This window comes from Pseudomonas sp. AK-TSAG1-1 (assembly GCF_056821665.1).
This window is the reverse complement of sequence record NZ_CM165965.1, coordinates 590,146-606,234: the sequence shown is the minus strand read 5'-3', so window position 1 is coordinate 606,234 and position 16,089 is coordinate 590,146. Positions and strand designations below refer to the sequence as shown.

At 60.8% G+C, this 16,089-nt stretch carries 13 protein-coding genes; 2 read left to right on the top strand and 11 right to left on the bottom strand.

Features of this window, described 5'->3' with window-relative positions; genetic code table 11:
* Position 1: 1 nt before the first annotated feature.
* The 4 genes from hldE to msbA form a co-directional block, all read right to left on the bottom strand.
* On the bottom strand, positions 2 to 1,423 hold the full coding sequence (gene hldE, locus AC1UK9_RS02645) for a bifunctional D-glycero-beta-D-manno-heptose-7-phosphate kinase/D-glycero-beta-D-manno-heptose 1-phosphate adenylyltransferase HldE (protein WP_025110193.1): 1,422 nt from the start codon (positions 1,421 to 1,423) through the stop codon (positions 2 to 4).
* 102 nt (positions 1,424 to 1,525) lie between these two features.
* A complete protein-coding gene (gene cysC, locus AC1UK9_RS02640) occupies positions 1,526 to 2,137 on the bottom strand; it encodes an adenylyl-sulfate kinase (protein ID WP_473014291.1) in 612 nt (203 codons plus the stop codon).
* On the bottom strand, positions 2,130 to 2,834 hold the full coding sequence (locus AC1UK9_RS02635) for a sulfotransferase family 2 domain-containing protein (protein ID WP_482579279.1): 705 nt from the start codon (positions 2,832 to 2,834) through the stop codon (positions 2,130 to 2,132). The genes cysC and AC1UK9_RS02635 overlap by 8 nt, the downstream gene beginning before the upstream one ends.
* Before the next feature lie 233 nt (positions 2,835 to 3,067).
* Positions 3,068 to 4,870 carry a lipid A export permease/ATP-binding protein MsbA gene (gene msbA, locus AC1UK9_RS02630; RefSeq protein WP_473014289.1) on the bottom strand — a complete coding sequence of 601 codons (1,803 nt, stop codon included), beginning with the start codon at positions 4,868 to 4,870 and terminating at the stop codon, positions 3,068 to 3,070.
* Positions 4,871 to 5,024: 154 nt separating this feature from the next.
* Here msbA and AC1UK9_RS02625 point away from each other — a divergent pair, with 154 nt between their 5' ends.
* Entirely contained in the window at positions 5,025 to 6,887 is a 1,863-nt protein-coding gene (locus AC1UK9_RS02625) for an O-antigen ligase family protein (protein ID WP_482579277.1), read from the top strand.
* Complete coding sequence (locus AC1UK9_RS02620; protein ID WP_473014287.1) at positions 6,887 to 8,104, top strand: acyltransferase family protein; 1,218 nt, start codon at positions 6,887 to 6,889, stop codon at positions 8,102 to 8,104. Before AC1UK9_RS02625 ends, AC1UK9_RS02620 begins: the two co-directional genes overlap by 1 nt.
* 18 nt (positions 8,105 to 8,122) lie before the next feature.
* Here the strand turns inward: AC1UK9_RS02620 and AC1UK9_RS02615 are convergent, their stop codons facing one another.
* The 7 genes from AC1UK9_RS02615 to AC1UK9_RS02585 form a co-directional block, all read right to left on the bottom strand.
* The gene (locus tag AC1UK9_RS02615; protein ID WP_025110199.1) at positions 8,123 to 9,025 is read right to left on the bottom strand and encodes a glycosyltransferase; all 903 of its coding nucleotides are present in this window, start codon (positions 9,023 to 9,025) and stop codon (positions 8,123 to 8,125) included.
* Positions 9,026 to 9,039: 14 nt separating this feature from the next.
* Positions 9,040 to 10,194, bottom strand: a complete 1,155-nt coding sequence (locus tag AC1UK9_RS02610; protein WP_482579275.1) for a glycosyltransferase family 4 protein — start codon at positions 10,192 to 10,194, stop codon at positions 9,040 to 9,042.
* The gene (locus AC1UK9_RS02605) at positions 10,191 to 11,627 is read right to left on the bottom strand and encodes a PIG-L deacetylase family protein (protein WP_473014285.1); all 1,437 of its coding nucleotides are present in this window, start codon (positions 11,625 to 11,627) and stop codon (positions 10,191 to 10,193) included. The genes AC1UK9_RS02610 and AC1UK9_RS02605 overlap by 4 nt, the downstream gene beginning before the upstream one ends.
* Positions 11,628 to 11,635: 8 nt before the next feature.
* A complete protein-coding gene (locus AC1UK9_RS02600) occupies positions 11,636 to 12,532 on the bottom strand; it encodes an antimicrobial resistance protein Mig-14 (protein WP_482579273.1) in 897 nt (298 codons plus the stop codon).
* On the bottom strand, positions 12,532 to 13,662 hold the full coding sequence (locus AC1UK9_RS02595; protein WP_025110203.1) for a glycosyltransferase: 1,131 nt from the start codon (positions 13,660 to 13,662) through the stop codon (positions 12,532 to 12,534). Before AC1UK9_RS02595 ends, AC1UK9_RS02600 begins: the two co-directional genes overlap by 1 nt.
* Complete coding sequence (locus AC1UK9_RS02590) at positions 13,646 to 15,403, bottom strand: carbamoyltransferase family protein (RefSeq protein WP_025110204.1); 1,758 nt, start codon at positions 15,401 to 15,403, stop codon at positions 13,646 to 13,648. The genes AC1UK9_RS02595 and AC1UK9_RS02590 overlap by 17 nt, the downstream gene beginning before the upstream one ends.
* Positions 15,404 to 15,574: 171 nt before the next feature.
* Positions 15,575 to 15,910: a YceK/YidQ family lipoprotein gene (locus AC1UK9_RS02585; protein WP_025110205.1), complete on the bottom strand. Its 336-nt coding sequence runs from the start codon at positions 15,908 to 15,910 to the stop codon at positions 15,575 to 15,577.
* Between the last annotated feature and the right edge of the window lie 179 nt (positions 15,911 to 16,089).

The following is a 16,089-nucleotide window of genomic DNA, read 5'->3' as shown; positions in this document are numbered from 1 at the left end:
ATCAGTGACCGCGGATTTTCTCCACGATCGCTGTCGTCGAACTGTTTTCCACCAGCCCCAGCACTTTCACCGTGCCGCCGTACGCCTTGACGATGTCCGCGCCGACCACTTGGTCGATGCCGTAGTCACCGCCTTTGACCAGCACGTCTGGCTTGACCTCGCGCAGCAGGTTTTCCGGAGTGCCTTCCGGGAAGCTGATCACCCAGTCCACCGCACCGAGGCCGGCGAGTACCGCCATGCGCCGGTCGACACTGTTGATCGGACGTCCCGGCCCTTTCAGGCGACTGACGGAGGCGTCATCGTTGATCGCCACGATCAGACGGTCGCCCTGCGCGCGCGCCTGCTCGAGGTAGGTCACGTGACCGGCATGCAGAATGTCGAAGCAGCCGTTGGTGAAGACGATGCGCTCGTTATGCGCGCGAGCATCGGCGACTGCCTGTACCAGTTGTTCGAGACCCAGCACGCCACGTTCCGAGCCTTCTTCGCGCTGGATCGCCCGGCGCAGTTCCGGCGCGCTGATCGCTGCGGTACCGAGCTTGCCGACCACAATGCCGGCTGCCAGGTTGGCCAGCGCCACCGCGTGCGGCAACTCTTCACCGGCAGCGATCGCCGCCGCCAGCGTGGAAATCACCGTATCACCAGCACCGGTCACGTCGAACACTTCACGGGCACGGGCCGGCAGGTGCAGCGCCGGATGCTCCGGGCGCAACAGGGTCATGCCGTGTTCGCCACGGGTCACCAGCAGCGCGCCGAGTTCGAGATCGTGCATCAGGGTCGCGCCCTTGCTCACCAGCTCGTGCTCATCGACGCAACCGCCGACGATGGCTTCGAATTCGCTGAGGTTCGGCGTGATCAGGCTGGCACCACGGTAGATCGAAAAGTCCTTGCCCTTGGGATCGGCCAGCACCGGAATGCCTTTGGCCCGGGCAGCCTGAATCAAGGCCTGATGGTTTTTCAACGCGCCTTTGCCGTAGTCGGACAGCACCAGCACCTTGATGCCTTCCAGCAGATCATCGACCTGCGAGGCCAGGGCCAGTGCATCGGTGGCAAACGGTTCTTCAAAGTCGATACGCAGCAATTGCTGGTGCCGGCTCATGACCCGCAGCTTGACGATGGTCGGCTGATGCGCAATGCGCTGGAACAGAGCACGCACGCCAGCCCCCTTGAGACTGTTGCTCAGGCTGTCGGCGGCTTCGTCATCACCGGTCACACCGACCAGGGACGCCGGCGCACCCAGCGCGGCAATGTTCAAGGCAACGTTGGCAGCACCGCCCGGGCGGTCTTCGATTTGCTCGACTTTTACGACCGGAACCGGTGCCTCAGGGGAAATCCGTGAGGTTCCACCATGCCAGTAACGGTCGAGCATGACATCGCCGACCACCAAGACTGGGGCTTGATCGAATCGCGGCATGGACAACTTCATGGAGCAACCCACATACAAAATGAACAGGGGCGCGATATTAACACAGGGTTGGCGCAGGCTTGAGTGCAGCCTGCAACAGGATGAAACAGCTGAGTATTTTGCTTATTTTTTGAGCACCAGCGCCGCCAGTTGCTGGCAGGCTTCGGACAAATCGAGGTCCTCGGTGTCGATCTGCCACTCGGCTGTCAGCGGCGGCTCGTAAGGACTGTCCACCCCCGTGAAATGCTTGATCCGCCCTTCCCGCACGGCCTGGTACAGACCTTTTGGATCGCGCCTGGCACAGACGTCCAGCGAGGTACTGACATGCACCTCAATGAACTCATCCGGCGCAAACAGCCGGCGTGCGGCATCGCGTTCGGCGCGGAACGGCGAAATGGCGGCGACGATCACGATCAATCCCGCGTCGACCATCAGCCGCGCCACCTCCGCCATGCGCCGGGTGTTTTCCCGGCGACAGGCATCACTCATGCCCAGGTCACGGCACAGACCGTTGCGCACGTTGTCGCCATCGAGCAGAAAAGTGTGTCGACCGAACGCATGCAGGTGCAGCTCGAGGGCATTGGCCAGGGTCGACTTGCCGGCTCCGGAGAACCCGGTCAGCCACAGGCAGCATGGGCGCTGCGCCTTGAGCGCAGCCCGGGCCTGGTGCGAGAGCGCCAGACCATAAGGCCGGATGGCGAGCGTCTGTACCGCCCGTGACATGGACTCATTCATAACCGAGCAACTCGTAGTCACGCTGATAGACCCGACGCACCAGGCGCCGGGTGCGTACGCAACAGAACTCACGCACAGGCATCGATTGCCGCTCCCGCGAACTGTTGACGTGAGGCAACTGACTGTCCAGCCCCAACTGTGCGCAGACCAGACCAAAGTCGCGCGTCAGGTGCTCCTGATAACCGACGAAATCCAGCGCCAGGTGACCGAGCGAATCAACGAGAAAGTCCGTCTGTGGCGCGAAGTGCAGTTGCCGGGCGATGGTTTCCGGGTGCAGCCAGCGTGCGACAAAATCGTCGAAATCGCGGTATTTGCGCACCAGCTGCTGCGCCGGGTGGTCGCGCGCGCTCAACGCGTTGCCACGCAGAAAGGCATAGGCCGAATAGGCGCGCTCCAGCGGGTCGCGGACAAAGGCAAACTTGAAAGCGCTCGCGAACTGCGCGGGGAACTGCGCCTCGTACCAGTACAGCGGCAAATGCCCGGGACGCCAGCCGTCAAACATTGCCGTGCAGATGCTGCTGCCGGCGCATTTGGGGACGTGAATGAACAGGCAGGAATGCTGCTGGAAGGCTTGGGGAAACGTCAGGTTGGCCGACATCGATTTGTTCACCACCTGACGATCGACCACCGACAGGCGCCCCAACAGAAAGGCCCGCTGCGGCTTGGGCAGCAGTTTCCAGAGATAGCGTTGCAGCATGAAAGCACCCGCGCGATGGGGATGGCCCCCTCGATGAAAGTCAGAGTTCGTTGAGGAACCTTAACAAGCGCGGTGCCCGGATTTATTCCGGTTTGGTCAAGAAGGGTAAAGGTCTGGATACAAACGACTGTGGGAGCGAGCCTGCTCGCGAAGGCGCGTGCACATTCGACACGGATGTCGTCTGTTGCACCGCTTTCACGAGCAGGCTCGCTCCCACAGGGTCAGGCCTGGAATCAGGCGATGTCTTCGGCCGGAGTGTCCAGGCCCATGGCGTTCAGGCGTGCGTAATAGCCGTTCTGGGCGAGCAACTCGTCGTGAGTACCGCGCTCGACGATCCGCCCCTGATCCATGACCAGAATCAGATCGGCCTTCTCGATCGTCGACAGACGGTGAGCGATCACCAGCGTGGTGCGGCCCTTCATCACTTGATCCAGCGCCGCCTGAATGTGCCGTTCGGATTCGGTATCGAGCGCCGAGGTGGCTTCGTCGAGAATCAGCAGCGGCGCATTCTTGAGCAGTGCACGGGCAATCGCCAGGCGCTGGCGCTGGCCACCGGACAGCAACACGCCGTTTTCGCCGACCTGGGTGTCCAGGCCTTCAGGCAGTTGCGCAATAAAGTCCATCGCATAAGCATCACGCGCGGCTTTCTCGATGTCTTCGCGGGGCGCGCCGGCCAGATCGCCATAAGCGATGTTGTTGGCCACGGTGTCGCTGAACAGGGTGACATGCTGGGTCACCTGGGCGATATGGCGACGCAGGTTGAGCAGTTTGTACTGTTCGACTTCCACGTCATCGATAAGGATCTCGCCCTTGTCGTGGTGATAGAAGCGCGGAATCAGGTTGGCTAGCGTCGACTTGCCGCTGCCCGAGCGCCCCACCAATGCCACCATCTGCCCCGGTTGAACCGAGAAGCTGATGTTGTCGAGCACCTGACGTTCGGTGCCCGGGTAGGTGAAACTCAGGTTGCGTACGTCCAGACGACCGCTGACCGAGTCACGCTCGACCGTACCGGTATCGACTTCGGGCTCGACGTCCAGTTGCTCGAAGATGCTCTCGGCACCGGCCACACCTTTCTGGATGGTCGAGCTGACTTCCGACAATTGGCGAATCGGCTTGGGCAGCAGGCCCGCCAGGGTGATGTAGGCGACCATGTCACCCGCCGAGGCGTCACCGCGCAGGAACAACACCAGGAACATCAGCACGGCCATGGCGGTGTAGATCACCAGTTGCAGCATCGGCGTATAGATCGCACCGGTGCGAGTCATGCGCAGTTGCTTGTCGGTGTTACTTTGGCTGGCGTTGAGGAAGCGCTGTTCTTCGTAAGCCTCGCCGCCGAAGCTGCGTACCACGCGATAGCCCTGGATGGTTTCCGAGGCCACGTGCGTGACGTCGCCCATCGCCAGCTGGATCTTCTTGCTCTGTTTGCGGAATTTCTTGCTCGCCGTGCGCACCATCACGGCGATGAGCGGCAGGATCGCAACCATCACCAGGGTCAGCTTCCAGTTCATGAACAACAGCGATGCGAACAGGAAGATCACCGTCATCCCTTCACGGATTACGACCTTGATCGCATCTGTTGCCGCCCCCGTGACCATGGTCACGTTGAAGGTGATACGCGAAATCAGATGACCGGAGTTATGCTTGTCGAAATAGCGGTTAGGCAGGACCAGCAGGTTGTTGAACAACTGCACCCGCAGGTCATGCACCAGGCCCAGGGAGACCTTGGCCAGGAAATAGTTGCCCAGATAGGAGCCAAGCCCCTGCCAGGCGGCGATCAAGATGATCAGCAGCGGTACGGCCTGCAGCAGTTGCAGGTCACGCAGATACGGCACGCTGGGAAACAGCACCGCTTCAGGGTTGGACAGGCCATCGACAAAGTACTTGAGGATGTAGCCGAGCATCGGCTGCGTCGAGGCGAAAATCAGAAAACCGACGATGCTGATCAGAAACAGACTGATGTACGGCCGGACATAGCCGAGCAGGCGGAAGTAGATTTTCAAGCTCGAAGGGCTTGCGGCTGGACTGGAGTCGGTCATATCACGCGAAAGTCGATAAAAAGGACGCTGACTTTAGCACAGCTTCTTCAGGGTTCTGGCAATCGGCGAAAGGCTGTTATTGTTAGGCATCTTTTTCCGTATCAAATAGCCATCACTCGAATGGTCGATCAACCTCAGGAATGAATCTCACAGCATGCAACTCAGCGGCTTCAGCAGTACGTCCAACCGGATTTTCGATTTCATCAGCCTGTGGATACTTCCCGCCGGCTATTTCCTGCTCCTGTGCGCGCTGTTCTTTTTGCCGGGCCGAAGCCTGCATCACAAGCTGTTTTACGGACTGTTCAGCATTCCGACATTGATCGCATTGTGCCTGCGCCCGCGCGAGCTCAGAGAGTTGCTGCGCGAGCCGATTTTCATCGCGGTTCTGCTGTTTGCGGCGTGGGCCTTGCTCAGTCTGGCCTGGGGACCGGGCGGTGAACCTTTCGGCGGAATGCTCAAGCCGCCACTGCATACCCTGCTGTTGTTCGCCGGCTGCTACCTGCTGGTGCGCTACCGCAGCGATATCCTTCAACCCTTGATGTTCGGCGCAGCGCTGGTCGCCCTGATTGCCACCACCATTTTCCTGTTCATGTTCGCCCGGGTCTATGAACCGGGGATGCGCCTGATCGGCGGTGGCGCCTTCGACAATCCACTGCTCAGTTCGCACCTGTTCGGGTTCTTCAGCGCCTACTGGCTGAGCGTGACCATGACCTGCAAACGCCGCCGGATGATGTGGCTCAGCGTGCCGGCGATGGCCATCATGTTCATGGCGGTGATCGGTACCGGCTCCAGAACCCCGCTGGTGGCGCTGACCATGGCAGCACTGTGGCTGTGTTTCATTTGCTGGAACCGACGCTCGGTGGGGCTGCTGATCGCCCTGGCCCTGAGCGGTGTGACCGTTGTCATGCTGTTTGGGCAGATGATCACCGAGCGTGGCGACTCCTACCGCCTGGAAATCTGGCAGAAAGTGCTGCACATGATTGCTGATCATCCATGGATCGGTCACGGCTACAGCGCCACCCTTGCCGTCGATCCCGGCAACGGTGTCAGCTTTCAGGAGCCGCACAGTTTTGTCTTGGGAGTTCTGTATTACGTCGGCATCATCGGCTTGCTGCCCTGGTTGTTTTTTCTGCTCTGGGGCTTGCTGAGCAGTTGGCGCCAGCGCGTGCAGCCCATGCTGATCATTGCCTCGACCTGGCTGGTGTTCGGTATTGGTGCAGGACTGACCGAAGGCGGTGGAATCATCTCGCGGCCCAAGGAGCACTGGTTCCTGCTGTGGATCCCGCTGGCGCTGATCGCGGCGCTGAGCATCAATCAGCGCGCGCGTCGCCTGTTGACCCTGCCGGTGCAAAAGCTCGCCGCGGCAGACCTTGAGCAATTGAGCCGCGAAGCGCAGATCATTGAAGAAGACGGCCTCGGCCCGAAAGTCCTGCGCCTGAGCGACGGCAGCTTCCTCAAACTGTTCCGCCGACGCCGCTGGTACACCTCCGGCAGTTTCAATCCCTACTCCGAACGCTTCGCGGTCAACAGTGAACAATTGCGTCAGATGGGCGTTCCGACCCCGCCAGTATCGAATCTGTACCGCCTGGACGATGGCAGCAGCGCCGTGCATTACTCACCATTGCCGGGCCACACCCTGCGTCAGGTGCTGCAGAGCATTACCGCCCCGGCGGTACGTCAGGCGCTGGTAGAGCGCTTTGGCAAATTCATGGCGCAACTGCACGAGAAAGGCGTGTATTTCCGCTCGCTGCATCTGGGCAATGTGCTGGTACTGGAAGATGGCGAATTCGGGCTGATTGATCTGGCCGACCTGCGTATCTACCCTACCCCGCTCAGTCTCTCCCTGCGCCAACGGAATTTGCGTCATATGCAACGTTACACTGTCGACAAACGCTGGTTGTTCGAGGATCACCTCGATGCGTTGCTCCAGGGGTACGCCATGACGGCGTCTAAATCCGCGGTTGAAAATCTGCACAGGCAAGTGCTGGCCGGCAACACTGCGGCCCGAGTTCACTGATGAACGAAACTAATCCCCTATTTGCGCTGGCCGCCTATCTGCTGGCCATCGTCACCTCCGCCCTGTTATTGCGCGCGGTACCGAAAATCGCCCGGCACCTGCAGCATTCCGGCGAAAGCCGTTATGCCAGCATCGACGGCCTGCGCGGCTACCTGGCGTTTGGTGTATTCGTGCACCACTCGATCATTACCTGGATATTCTTGCGCACCGGGGTGATCGATTTCCCCCCGAGCAACTTCTATTCGATGCTCGGCCAGGGCAGCGTTGCGCTGTTCTTCATGATCACCGGGTTTCTGTTCTGGAGCCGCCTGCTTGCGCAAGGACGCGACCACGACTGGCTGGCGTTCGGCGTCTCACGGGTATTTCGCCTGTACCCGCTGTACCTGCCGCTGATGGTGCTGGTGTTCGTTTCGATCTTCCACTTGCAGAACTGGCAACTGAAAGAGCCTGGCCTGGAACTGTTCAAGCAGATTCTCGCCTGGCTGACGTTCGACCGACCGGACATCAACCAGTACCGCCACTCGGGCATGCTGATATCCAACGTCACCTGGACGCTGGCCTATGAGGTGTTTTTCTACCTGGCGCTGCCACTGGCCGGGCTGGTGTTCATCTACCGCGGCAGTTGGTTGCAAGTGGTGCTGTGCCTGATCGGCATCTACGCGCTGTACCAATTCATCGGCTGGGAGCATTCGCTGAAAAAGCACTTTCTGGCGAGCTTTCTCGGTGGCATCGCCGCCGCGTACTGGATTCGCCGGCCGGCGCTCGTGGCATGGAGCCAGTCGCGCCTGGCGAGCATCATCGCCGTGCTTGCGCTGCTGATCGCGTTCACCGCGTTCAGTCGAGCGTTCAAGGCTGCACCGCTGTTTCTGCTGGGGCTGTTTTTTGTGATCGTGGCGTCCGGCAACAACCTGTTCGGCGCGCTGAAGCCACGCAGCATTCGCTGGCTCGGCGAAATCAGCTACAGCACCTATCTGCTGCACGGTTTCGTCCTGTGGCTGATGGTGCAACGGCTGCCACTGCTGCTGGACATCGATGCGCGGGAAACCTCGGTGTACCTGCCCTTGGTGGCGGTCTGCACATGCTTGCTGATTCTGATCAGCAGCGCGACGTTCCTCTATATCGAGCAACCGGGCATGGCTGCCGGCAAGAAGGTTCTGCACTGGTTGCGTCAGCGCCAGAAGGGCGAAAAGCGCCTGTCGGAGAAAGTCGCTCGCTGAGTGCGAGCGACCGTTACCTCAGTCCTTTTCCAGCGGGGAAAAAAGCAAGCGCCCCAGGCCGCGCCAGGTCTTCTTGTTCCAGGCCTTGAACGGGATCTGCGCCAACAGCTCGCGGGCCAGCTTGCGATTGCGGTTGGCGGTCTTGAGGAACATCGAGTTCAGCGCCTTGAAGCGTACTTCGTCGTACAGCGGATGATCACTGAACAGTGCGTAAGTGCGCAGAATGTTCTCGATCATGAAGCGATGATTCTTGTACGAGTTGGTGGCGTGTTTGCGATAGCGCGCCATCACCACGTTCAGGCCATCGATGAAGTAACCGGCACGGGTCACCTTCAGCTCGATGTACAGGTCCTCAAGACGAATCGACGGATCGAACCCCCCCACCTTTTCCAGCGCCTCCCGACGGATCATCAGGGTCGGTGCCGGTGGATAAGGCTTGCGCTCCAGGAACATGTCATCGAAATCGAGGCGGCGGAACGGCACGTCGCGGCGCTGACGCTTCTCCGGGTAAAGGCTGCCGTCGGCATGCATCAACTCGATGTTGCCGGCGCAGATTCCGACCTCGGGCTTGCCGTCCATGTACGCCACCTGGGTGGCGATACGCTCCGGGTACATGATGTCGTCGGAGCCGAACGGTACGATCAGGCTGCCCTTCGCGCGGGCAATGGCACCGTTTAGCGTATTGGTCAGACCCTGATTCTGCTGCACGCGAAAATCGAAACCGTACTGCGCCTGCAACGCGTTGATGCGCTCGACGCTGTCATCCTTCGAACCGTCATCGACCACCAGCAGTTCGATGTTCTTGTAGCTCTGGTTGAGGACGCTGAGGATGCTTTCCTCAATGTACGGGCCATGGTTGTACGAGGCGATGATCACGGTGACGAGGGCGTTTGCTTCGCTCGTGGCTTGTTCTTCGCTCATGGCTTGTTCTTCGCTCACGGCTGCTCCTTGCGAGCCTGTTCCAGGCCAGAGTCGATCAGGTCCAGGTATTCCTGACGGAACACCTCGATGTCGTGTTGCTCCTGCAGATAGCGGTAGGCCTGCTCGCCCTTGGCCTTGAGTTCGTCGTCCGACAGCGCCAGATAGTTATCCAGCGCGGCGACCAGGCTCGGCACATCCTTGGGCGTGATCGCCAGCCCGCCGGCACCCTCGATCAGCGGCAACATGGCCGGCACGTTCGAGGCGATCACCGGCAAGTGGCCGCTCATGCCTTCGAGCAACGCCAGCCCCAAGCCTTCGGCCAGCGACGGCATGGTCCAGATATCGAACGCACGCACGTATTGCAGTGCGTTTTCCTTGAAACCCAGCAGGTGTGCACGGCCGCTCAGGCCCAGTTGCTCGATCTCGGCCGCCAGTGGCGTTTGCAGGCGCCCGGCACCGATGATCGCCAATTGCGTGTTCGGGTATTTGTCTTTCAGCGCAGCAAACGCCTGCAACAGATAGGTGTGGCCCTTGACCGACACCAGTCGCCCCAGTGCGCCGATCAAGCGCACATTCGGGTCAATGCCCAACAGCTCGCGGGCTTTTTCGCGGCTGTGCTGCAAACCTTCGGCCTGCTCGATGTCGATGGCATTGGTAATGGCGTAGGTGTTTTGGTCAGTAAAACCGCAATCGCAGTCCAGCAGGTACTGTTTGACCGCCGGTGACACGCCGACGAAACGCCAGTGCCGATCAATCAGGCGCTGGGTCTGGCGACGTCGGTAAAAGCGGTCGTACTCCCCGAAACCGTGGGAGATGCCGATGCACAGCGGCACCTTCAACCAACGGTTGAGCGCGAGCATCATGTTCACCGGTTTGAAGCGGTTGCAGATCACCACGTCGAACTTTTCCCGGCGACAGAACTTGTACAGCTGCCACATCGCCCGCAGGCGCATGCCCTTGAGCGACTTGTCGGAAAACTCGAAGTACACCGAACGGTCGGCGCGGCTGACCGGCTCGCCCGGCCCCGGCTTGCCGCGCAGGAACGCGGCGGTGACCTCATACCGATCCGAAGGCAACGCCTTGACGATCTGCTCGGCCAGGTCGGCGAAATCATGGGCTTTGACGTTGTAGTCGGGTTGCAGCTGCAACACCTTGGACCGTTGACTCATGACTCTCCCCGCTGATCGCCCGGCTCACCGTGCTTCAATAACCAGAACAATTCCTGGCGTCTGACCGCTTTTCGAAAAAATTCGTTTTCCCCGTACACCGAGGGTACCCGCCCCGCCAGCAGGCGCTGAATCACTCGGCGCAGGCGGCGCTTGAACGGAGCCGGTGGCTGCAGGTCATGCATCATGCCCAGCGCCATGGCTTTGTCCCGCTGCAACTCGATCGACAACGGCAGGCACAACGGCTGCATCGCCACGGCCGAATCGAAGGCCGGCGGCAGCGCAATGCCCTGCCCGGTGTTGCCCATCGGCCAGCGGTCGTTGTCGTGCAAATGGTTGGCGTAACCGAGCAACGTCGGCTGCCAGTCCAGATCGTGCAAGGCCTGCAAGACCGCTTGCTGGGCGCAGATATGGTCAGGGTGCGGATCGAGCGTCGGATGCGGCAATACGATCACGTCCGGACGCGCGCGCAACAGCACTTCACGCAGGTCAGCCAGCAGATTGTTCCAGGTCGGCGCCCCATCGGCATCGCCCGGCAAAGTGAACGGGTTCAACTGGCGAAACAGTCGCGTGTCGTTCAAGTCTGCTTCCCGCGAACCCACCGCCTGATTCGGCGCGGCCTGCATCGCCGCCAGTTGCAGGCAGAAGTAACCGAGCTGCACGCAATGTTCCTGCGGCACACCCGCCCAACGCGGCACGGCAAGGCTGTCCCAGGCACGCAGACGCCCCTTGAGCCGTGCCGCCTCGACCTTGTTCATACCCATCCGCTGATAATGTTCGGCTTCGATCTCGCCAGCGGTCAGGGTGACGATCCAGGCTTCTTCGGCCTGGCTGTACAAGCCATACGCCGCGAGTTCAGCATCGTCGGCATGCGGCGCGATCACCATCACCCGTTGACGACGATAATCCGGTTGCTCCAGCGCCCACAGCACCGGCTCGCCGGCCACCCGACAGAACCGCCCGCGCAGACGCAACCGGCCTTGCGACAGGGCTTGCGCCTGACCGCTGAGGTTCAGGTAACGCAGGCCATTGACGCCGCGCTCGAAGGTTTGCGCATCCGGATTCGTTCCGCCGAACAGTTCGACGCGCGGATCGAAGAAGCGTCCGAGCCAGCTGCTTTTGACCCGCACCGCGAGGATCAGCGTGGCCTCGTCTACCAGCATCACGCCCTCGTCCAGGCGCAGTTGCTCGCCGTTCAGATGGACCTTCGGCTGCGGAGTGAATGGTGGAAAGCTGTACTGGTAATCGTCTTTCGGCGAATAGAACAGATGATCGGCAAACCACGCCTCGTGGGCGATCCAGCCGAGCACCGCGAGCACCAGCGGCAACCACCACGCGACCAGCACACCGAGCGCAATCAAAGCGATCAGGGCGATCAGCAAGGTGATGCGTTTGTTGCGACGATGACGCTTGAGCAGTTGCTGTTTGCGGCTCATGGGCTGACTCATACGGTGAACACCGGCACAGGATTGCACCAGCGGTCCTTGTATTCACGGTCGGCGCGACCGAAGGAAAACCGCAGCGGCTTGTTCAGTGCCCGGGCGTGTTCCCAGGCGCTTTGCGTATTGAGGAAGCTCAACACGCTGCCGGGGCTGAATTCGCGGGTTTCGGGATCAACGCCGCCGTTGATGTACTCGACGCTGATCCACCCCGGCGCTTCGACGCGGTACACCAGTTGAATGGCGATGGGCGCATCGTTGAGGAAGATCACCGAACCGATCAGCAGTTCGCGCAGCAGCTCGATGACTTCGGCCATGCGCGCCGCGCCAGTGGCCGGAAAGCCCCAGCGGCGCTGGAACAGATCGCAGTAGATCGCCGCCAGTTCGGTGCTGGAGAACTCGCCGACCGCACGCACCACACCGCCCGCCTCTTCCAGCAGGCGCAATTCGCGGCGCTGGTTGTAGCGAAACTTCTTCGACAACTCTTCGGGAGTACGCGCCATGGCCAGTTGTTCGGTCTGCAATTTCATGCCGCTGAAGCGGTTTTCGTTGAGTGCCGACAGGTAGCGCGCTCGATGACGCAGCGGTGCCTGGGCATCGACGGCAGCCGGCAGGATCAGTTCGGCATTGCCGAGGTCGAACAGGCCTTTTTTGCCATTGCGCTTGAGCACGTCCTTGGACAGCGCCAGATCGCGACCCCAGGTCGGGATCGCCGCTTTGACTTCGCCGCCTTGCTCCCACGCCAGATAGCGCACCGGGATGCCGGCCAGCGCGGCCAGACGCTCGACCACCAGCGGATGGGTCGCGACGCTGCCGCCAAAACGCTGCCAGGCAGTTGCATAGGTGGAGGCGTCAACGGGCGACCAGCCACGTTCGCGCCAGCCTTGAAATCGGTTGAGCATCAGCCCCTCGGTGCCAGATCGGTAACTTGCGGCAGACGCCAGAAGGTGTCGCGCACCGCACGGTCGGAGAAACGCTCACGCAGGCGATCGAGCATCAGCTCGGCGCACTGCCGGCGCTGCTGATCATCCATACCCGCCAGATGTTGCAGGCCTTGTGCAAGGTGTTCGGCATCGCCCAGCGGGAACAGGATGCCCACGCCTTCGACCACTTCCTTCGCCCCGCCACACGCCGTAGCGAGCAAAGGCACGCCGGCGGCCATGGCCTCCAGCAGCACCATGCCGAACGGTTCGTGGTCGGAGCTCAGGGCAAACACATCGAAGGCGCGAAAGTAGTTGCGCGCCTCCGGCACCTGACCGAGAAACAGCACCCGGTCACCGATACCCAGTTCGCGCGCCAATTCCTTCAGGTCCTGCTCCAGGCGCCCCTTGCCGAGAATCACCAGTTGGCTGTTGCCCGGCAGTCCCGGCAACGCCGCAGCAAAACCGTGCAGCAGCGTGGCCTGATCCTTGTCCGGGTGCAGACGACCGACGTTGCCGACAATGAATGCATCCGCCGCCAGCCCGAGGGTTTCGCGCGCTTCGCGGGCCGACACCTGACTGGCCTGCAAGGCCGGCACATCGATGCGGTTGTACAGGGTCTGGATGCGGGTGGACGGCCATTTCGGCAGGCAACGGCGCATGTCGTCGCGCACCGCGTCGGACACGCCGAGCAGGCTCAGGCGTTTGCGGAAAATCTGCGCAAACAGTTTGCGCGTACCGCGTTTGTAATCGTCAAACGCGTGGTGCACGCCAATCACCGGCAGCGAAGTGCCGAGCAAGGCGATGTAGATCGGCTTGAAGCGATGGGCGATGCAGAAACTGAAATTGCGTGAAGCGGCGATCTTGCGCAGATCGCCGATGGCACCCAGCTTCAGGCCACGAATGGCCTTGGAGCTGTATTCCATGAACAACACTTCATCGGAAGCACACGCTGCGGCCACCTCGCTATCGGCGGCCCCGGTCAGAAAGACCGTGGTCACCCGATAACCGGTGCCCGCGAACAGGCTGGCGTACTGCCGTGCGCAGTCGAGGAACGGCCCGTCATAGCCGTGACAGAACTGCAGCACATGGCGTTCAGCCGAGCGAGTCATAAGCGTTTGCGCCCTCTTTGACCACCAGAATGTCTTCCATGATCAGGTACTGCAGATCGGAGCCGAAGAACATGTTCAGGGCGTCGGTCGGCGAGCAGATCATCGGTTCACCACGGCGGTTCAGCGAGGTGTTCAGCGACACGCCGTTGCCGGTCAGCACTTCCAGCGCCTTCATCATGTCGTAGTAGCGCGGGTTGTATTCACGCTTGAGCACCTGGGCACGGGAAGTACCGTCTTCGTGAACGACTTCCGGCACGCGGGTCTTCCACTCTTCCGCCACTTCGAAGGTGAAGGTCATGAACGGCGCCGGGTGATCGATCTTGATCATCTGCGGAGCCACGGTGTCGAGCATCGACGGGCAGAAAGGCCTCCAGCGCTCGCGGAACTTGATCTGGTGGTTGATGCGGTCAGCCACCCCGGCCACGCTCGGGCAACCGATGATCGAACGACCACCCAGTGCACGCGGACCGAACTCCATGCGGCCCTGGAACCAGGCCACCGGGTTGCCATCGACCATGATTTTGGCGATCTGCTCCGGCATGTTGTCGAGCTTGCGCCAGGTCGGCTTGTTCTCGTGACGGGCGCACGCAGCGATCACGTCTTCGTTGCTGTACGACGGGCCGAGGTAGACGTGTTCCATCTTCTCGACCGGTACGCCACGGGCGTTGGACACATAGGCCGCCGCGCCAACCGCAGTGCCGGCGTCACCGGAAGCAGGCTGTACGAACAACTCTTTGACGTCATCGCGCGCGATGATTTTCTGGTTGAGCTTAACGTTCAACGCACAGCCACCGGCGTAGGCCAGTTTGCCGGTTTCCTTGAGCACGTCGCCCAGGTAGTAGTCGATCATCTGCAGCGCGATTTTTTCGAACAGCGCTTGAATGCTGGCGGCGTAGTGGATGTAAGGTTCGTCGGCGATGTCGCCTTCGCGCTTGGGGCCCAGCCACTCGATCAGTTTCGGCGAGAAGTAGTAACCCTTGCCTTTTTCCTTGTAGCGACGCAGGCCGATCACGTTGGCGTAGTCGGTGTTGATCACCAGCTCGCCGTTCTCGAACGAGGCCAGACGCGAGAAATCATATTTGCTGGCGTCGCCGTACGGCGCCATGCCCATGACTTTGAACTCACCGTCCAGCATGTCGAAGCCGAGGAACTCGGTGATCGCGCCGTACAGGCCGCCGAGGGAGTCCGGATCAAAGAATTCCTTGATCTTGTGGATCTTGCCGTTTTCGCCATAACCGAAGAAAGTCGTGGCGTATTCGCCCTTGCCGTCGATACCGAGGATCGCGGTTTTCTCTTTGAAACCCGAGCAGTGGTAGGCGCTGGAGGCGTGAGCCAAGTGGTGCTCGACCGGCTCGATCTTGATCTTCTTCGGATCAAAGCCCAGTTGCTCCAGGCACCAGACGATCTTGTTGCGATAACGCTTGTAGCGACGGTTGCCCATCAGGATCGCGTCGAGTGCACGATCCGGGGCGTACCAGTAACGCTTGGCGTACTGCCAGCGGGCCTTGCCGAACAGGCTGATCGGAGCGAACGGAATCGCCACCACGTCAACGTCGGACGGCTTGATACCGGCCTGCTCCAGGCAGAACTTCGCCGATTCGTAGGGCATGCGGTTCTTTGCATGCTTATCGCGGACGAAGCGCTCTTCTTCAGCCGCCGCCACCAGCTTGCCGTCGATGTACAAGGCGGCTGAAGGGTCATGGCTAAGGGCGCCGGACAGGCCAAGAATCGTCAATGCCACAGGGTCTAGCCTCTTTAGTCTGCATTCAGGCGCGATGCGCCTTGAAAATTGATGTGCCCTCGCACCGGGCGAGAGACAGCTAAAGGGCGGGATTATAGCGTAAACGTGGCGGGAATGACCCTGTGCGAATTACCCCAGGTTGATTGGGCTGGATAAACCTTGTGCTCAGGCTCAATAACCGCGCTGCCGCCAATAGATACCAAGGTTGCCATCACTGGCCTGACGATAAATCGTGTACGGCAGCACCACCGTGTCCAGCACACCCGACAGCGGCAGATCCAGCAGCACGAACGGCAGCAGCACGCCAGTCGGGTCAGGCGGGGCATTCAGTACGCAGAAATCAAACGCCAGACCGCTGTAGATCCGTGGAATCGACTGACAGTAGGTTTTCTGTTTACGCAGGTCGCGGGCGGCGTCGGCGTCCATTTGAAGCACCGAGGCGGCGGTGCCGCAACCGGATAAAACCCATGAGCAGGCGCTCAGTGCTACAGCCTTTTTGATGGTCAAGTTATGCGCTCCCAAGTGGTCAGGGCAAACTAGCATCGGGGCTGGAGTGGGCACAGTTCATGGCTTCCGGAGAAGCTGTAGGACAAGTCAGTGGTGCTTGTCCGTCGTTGCTCGAGGGCGGATTTTTTGGGGTTTTAGAGCCTCATCGCGAGCAGGCTCACTCCTACAGGGGAATGTGT

Coding starts and splice junctions, on each gene's coding strand:
- hldE (WP_025110193.1), bottom strand. CDS start 1,423: ATGAAGTTGTCCATGCCGCGATTCGATCAAGCCCCAGTCTTGGTGGTC.
- cysC (WP_473014291.1), bottom strand. CDS start 2,137: ATGAATGAGTCCATGTCACGGGCGGTACAGACGCTCGCCATCCGGCCT.
- AC1UK9_RS02635 (WP_482579279.1), bottom strand. CDS start 2,834: ATGCTGCAACGCTATCTCTGGAAACTGCTGCCCAAGCCGCAGCGGGCC.
- msbA (WP_473014289.1), bottom strand. CDS start 4,870: ATGACCGACTCCAGTCCAGCCGCAAGCCCTTCGAGCTTGAAAATCTAC.
- AC1UK9_RS02625 (WP_482579277.1), top strand. CDS start 5,025: ATGCAACTCAGCGGCTTCAGCAGTACGTCCAACCGGATTTTCGATTTC.
- AC1UK9_RS02620 (WP_473014287.1), top strand. CDS start 6,887: ATGAACGAAACTAATCCCCTATTTGCGCTGGCCGCCTATCTGCTGGCC.
- AC1UK9_RS02615 (WP_025110199.1), bottom strand. CDS start 9,025: ATGAGCGAAGAACAAGCCACGAGCGAAGCAAACGCCCTCGTCACCGTG.
- AC1UK9_RS02610 (WP_482579275.1), bottom strand. CDS start 10,194: ATGAGTCAACGGTCCAAGGTGTTGCAGCTGCAACCCGACTACAACGTC.
- AC1UK9_RS02605 (WP_473014285.1), bottom strand. CDS start 11,627: ATGAGCCGCAAACAGCAACTGCTCAAGCGTCATCGTCGCAACAAACGC.
- AC1UK9_RS02600 (WP_482579273.1), bottom strand. CDS start 12,532: ATGCTCAACCGATTTCAAGGCTGGCGCGAACGTGGCTGGTCGCCCGTT.
- AC1UK9_RS02595 (WP_025110203.1), bottom strand. CDS start 13,662: ATGACTCGCTCGGCTGAACGCCATGTGCTGCAGTTCTGTCACGGCTAT.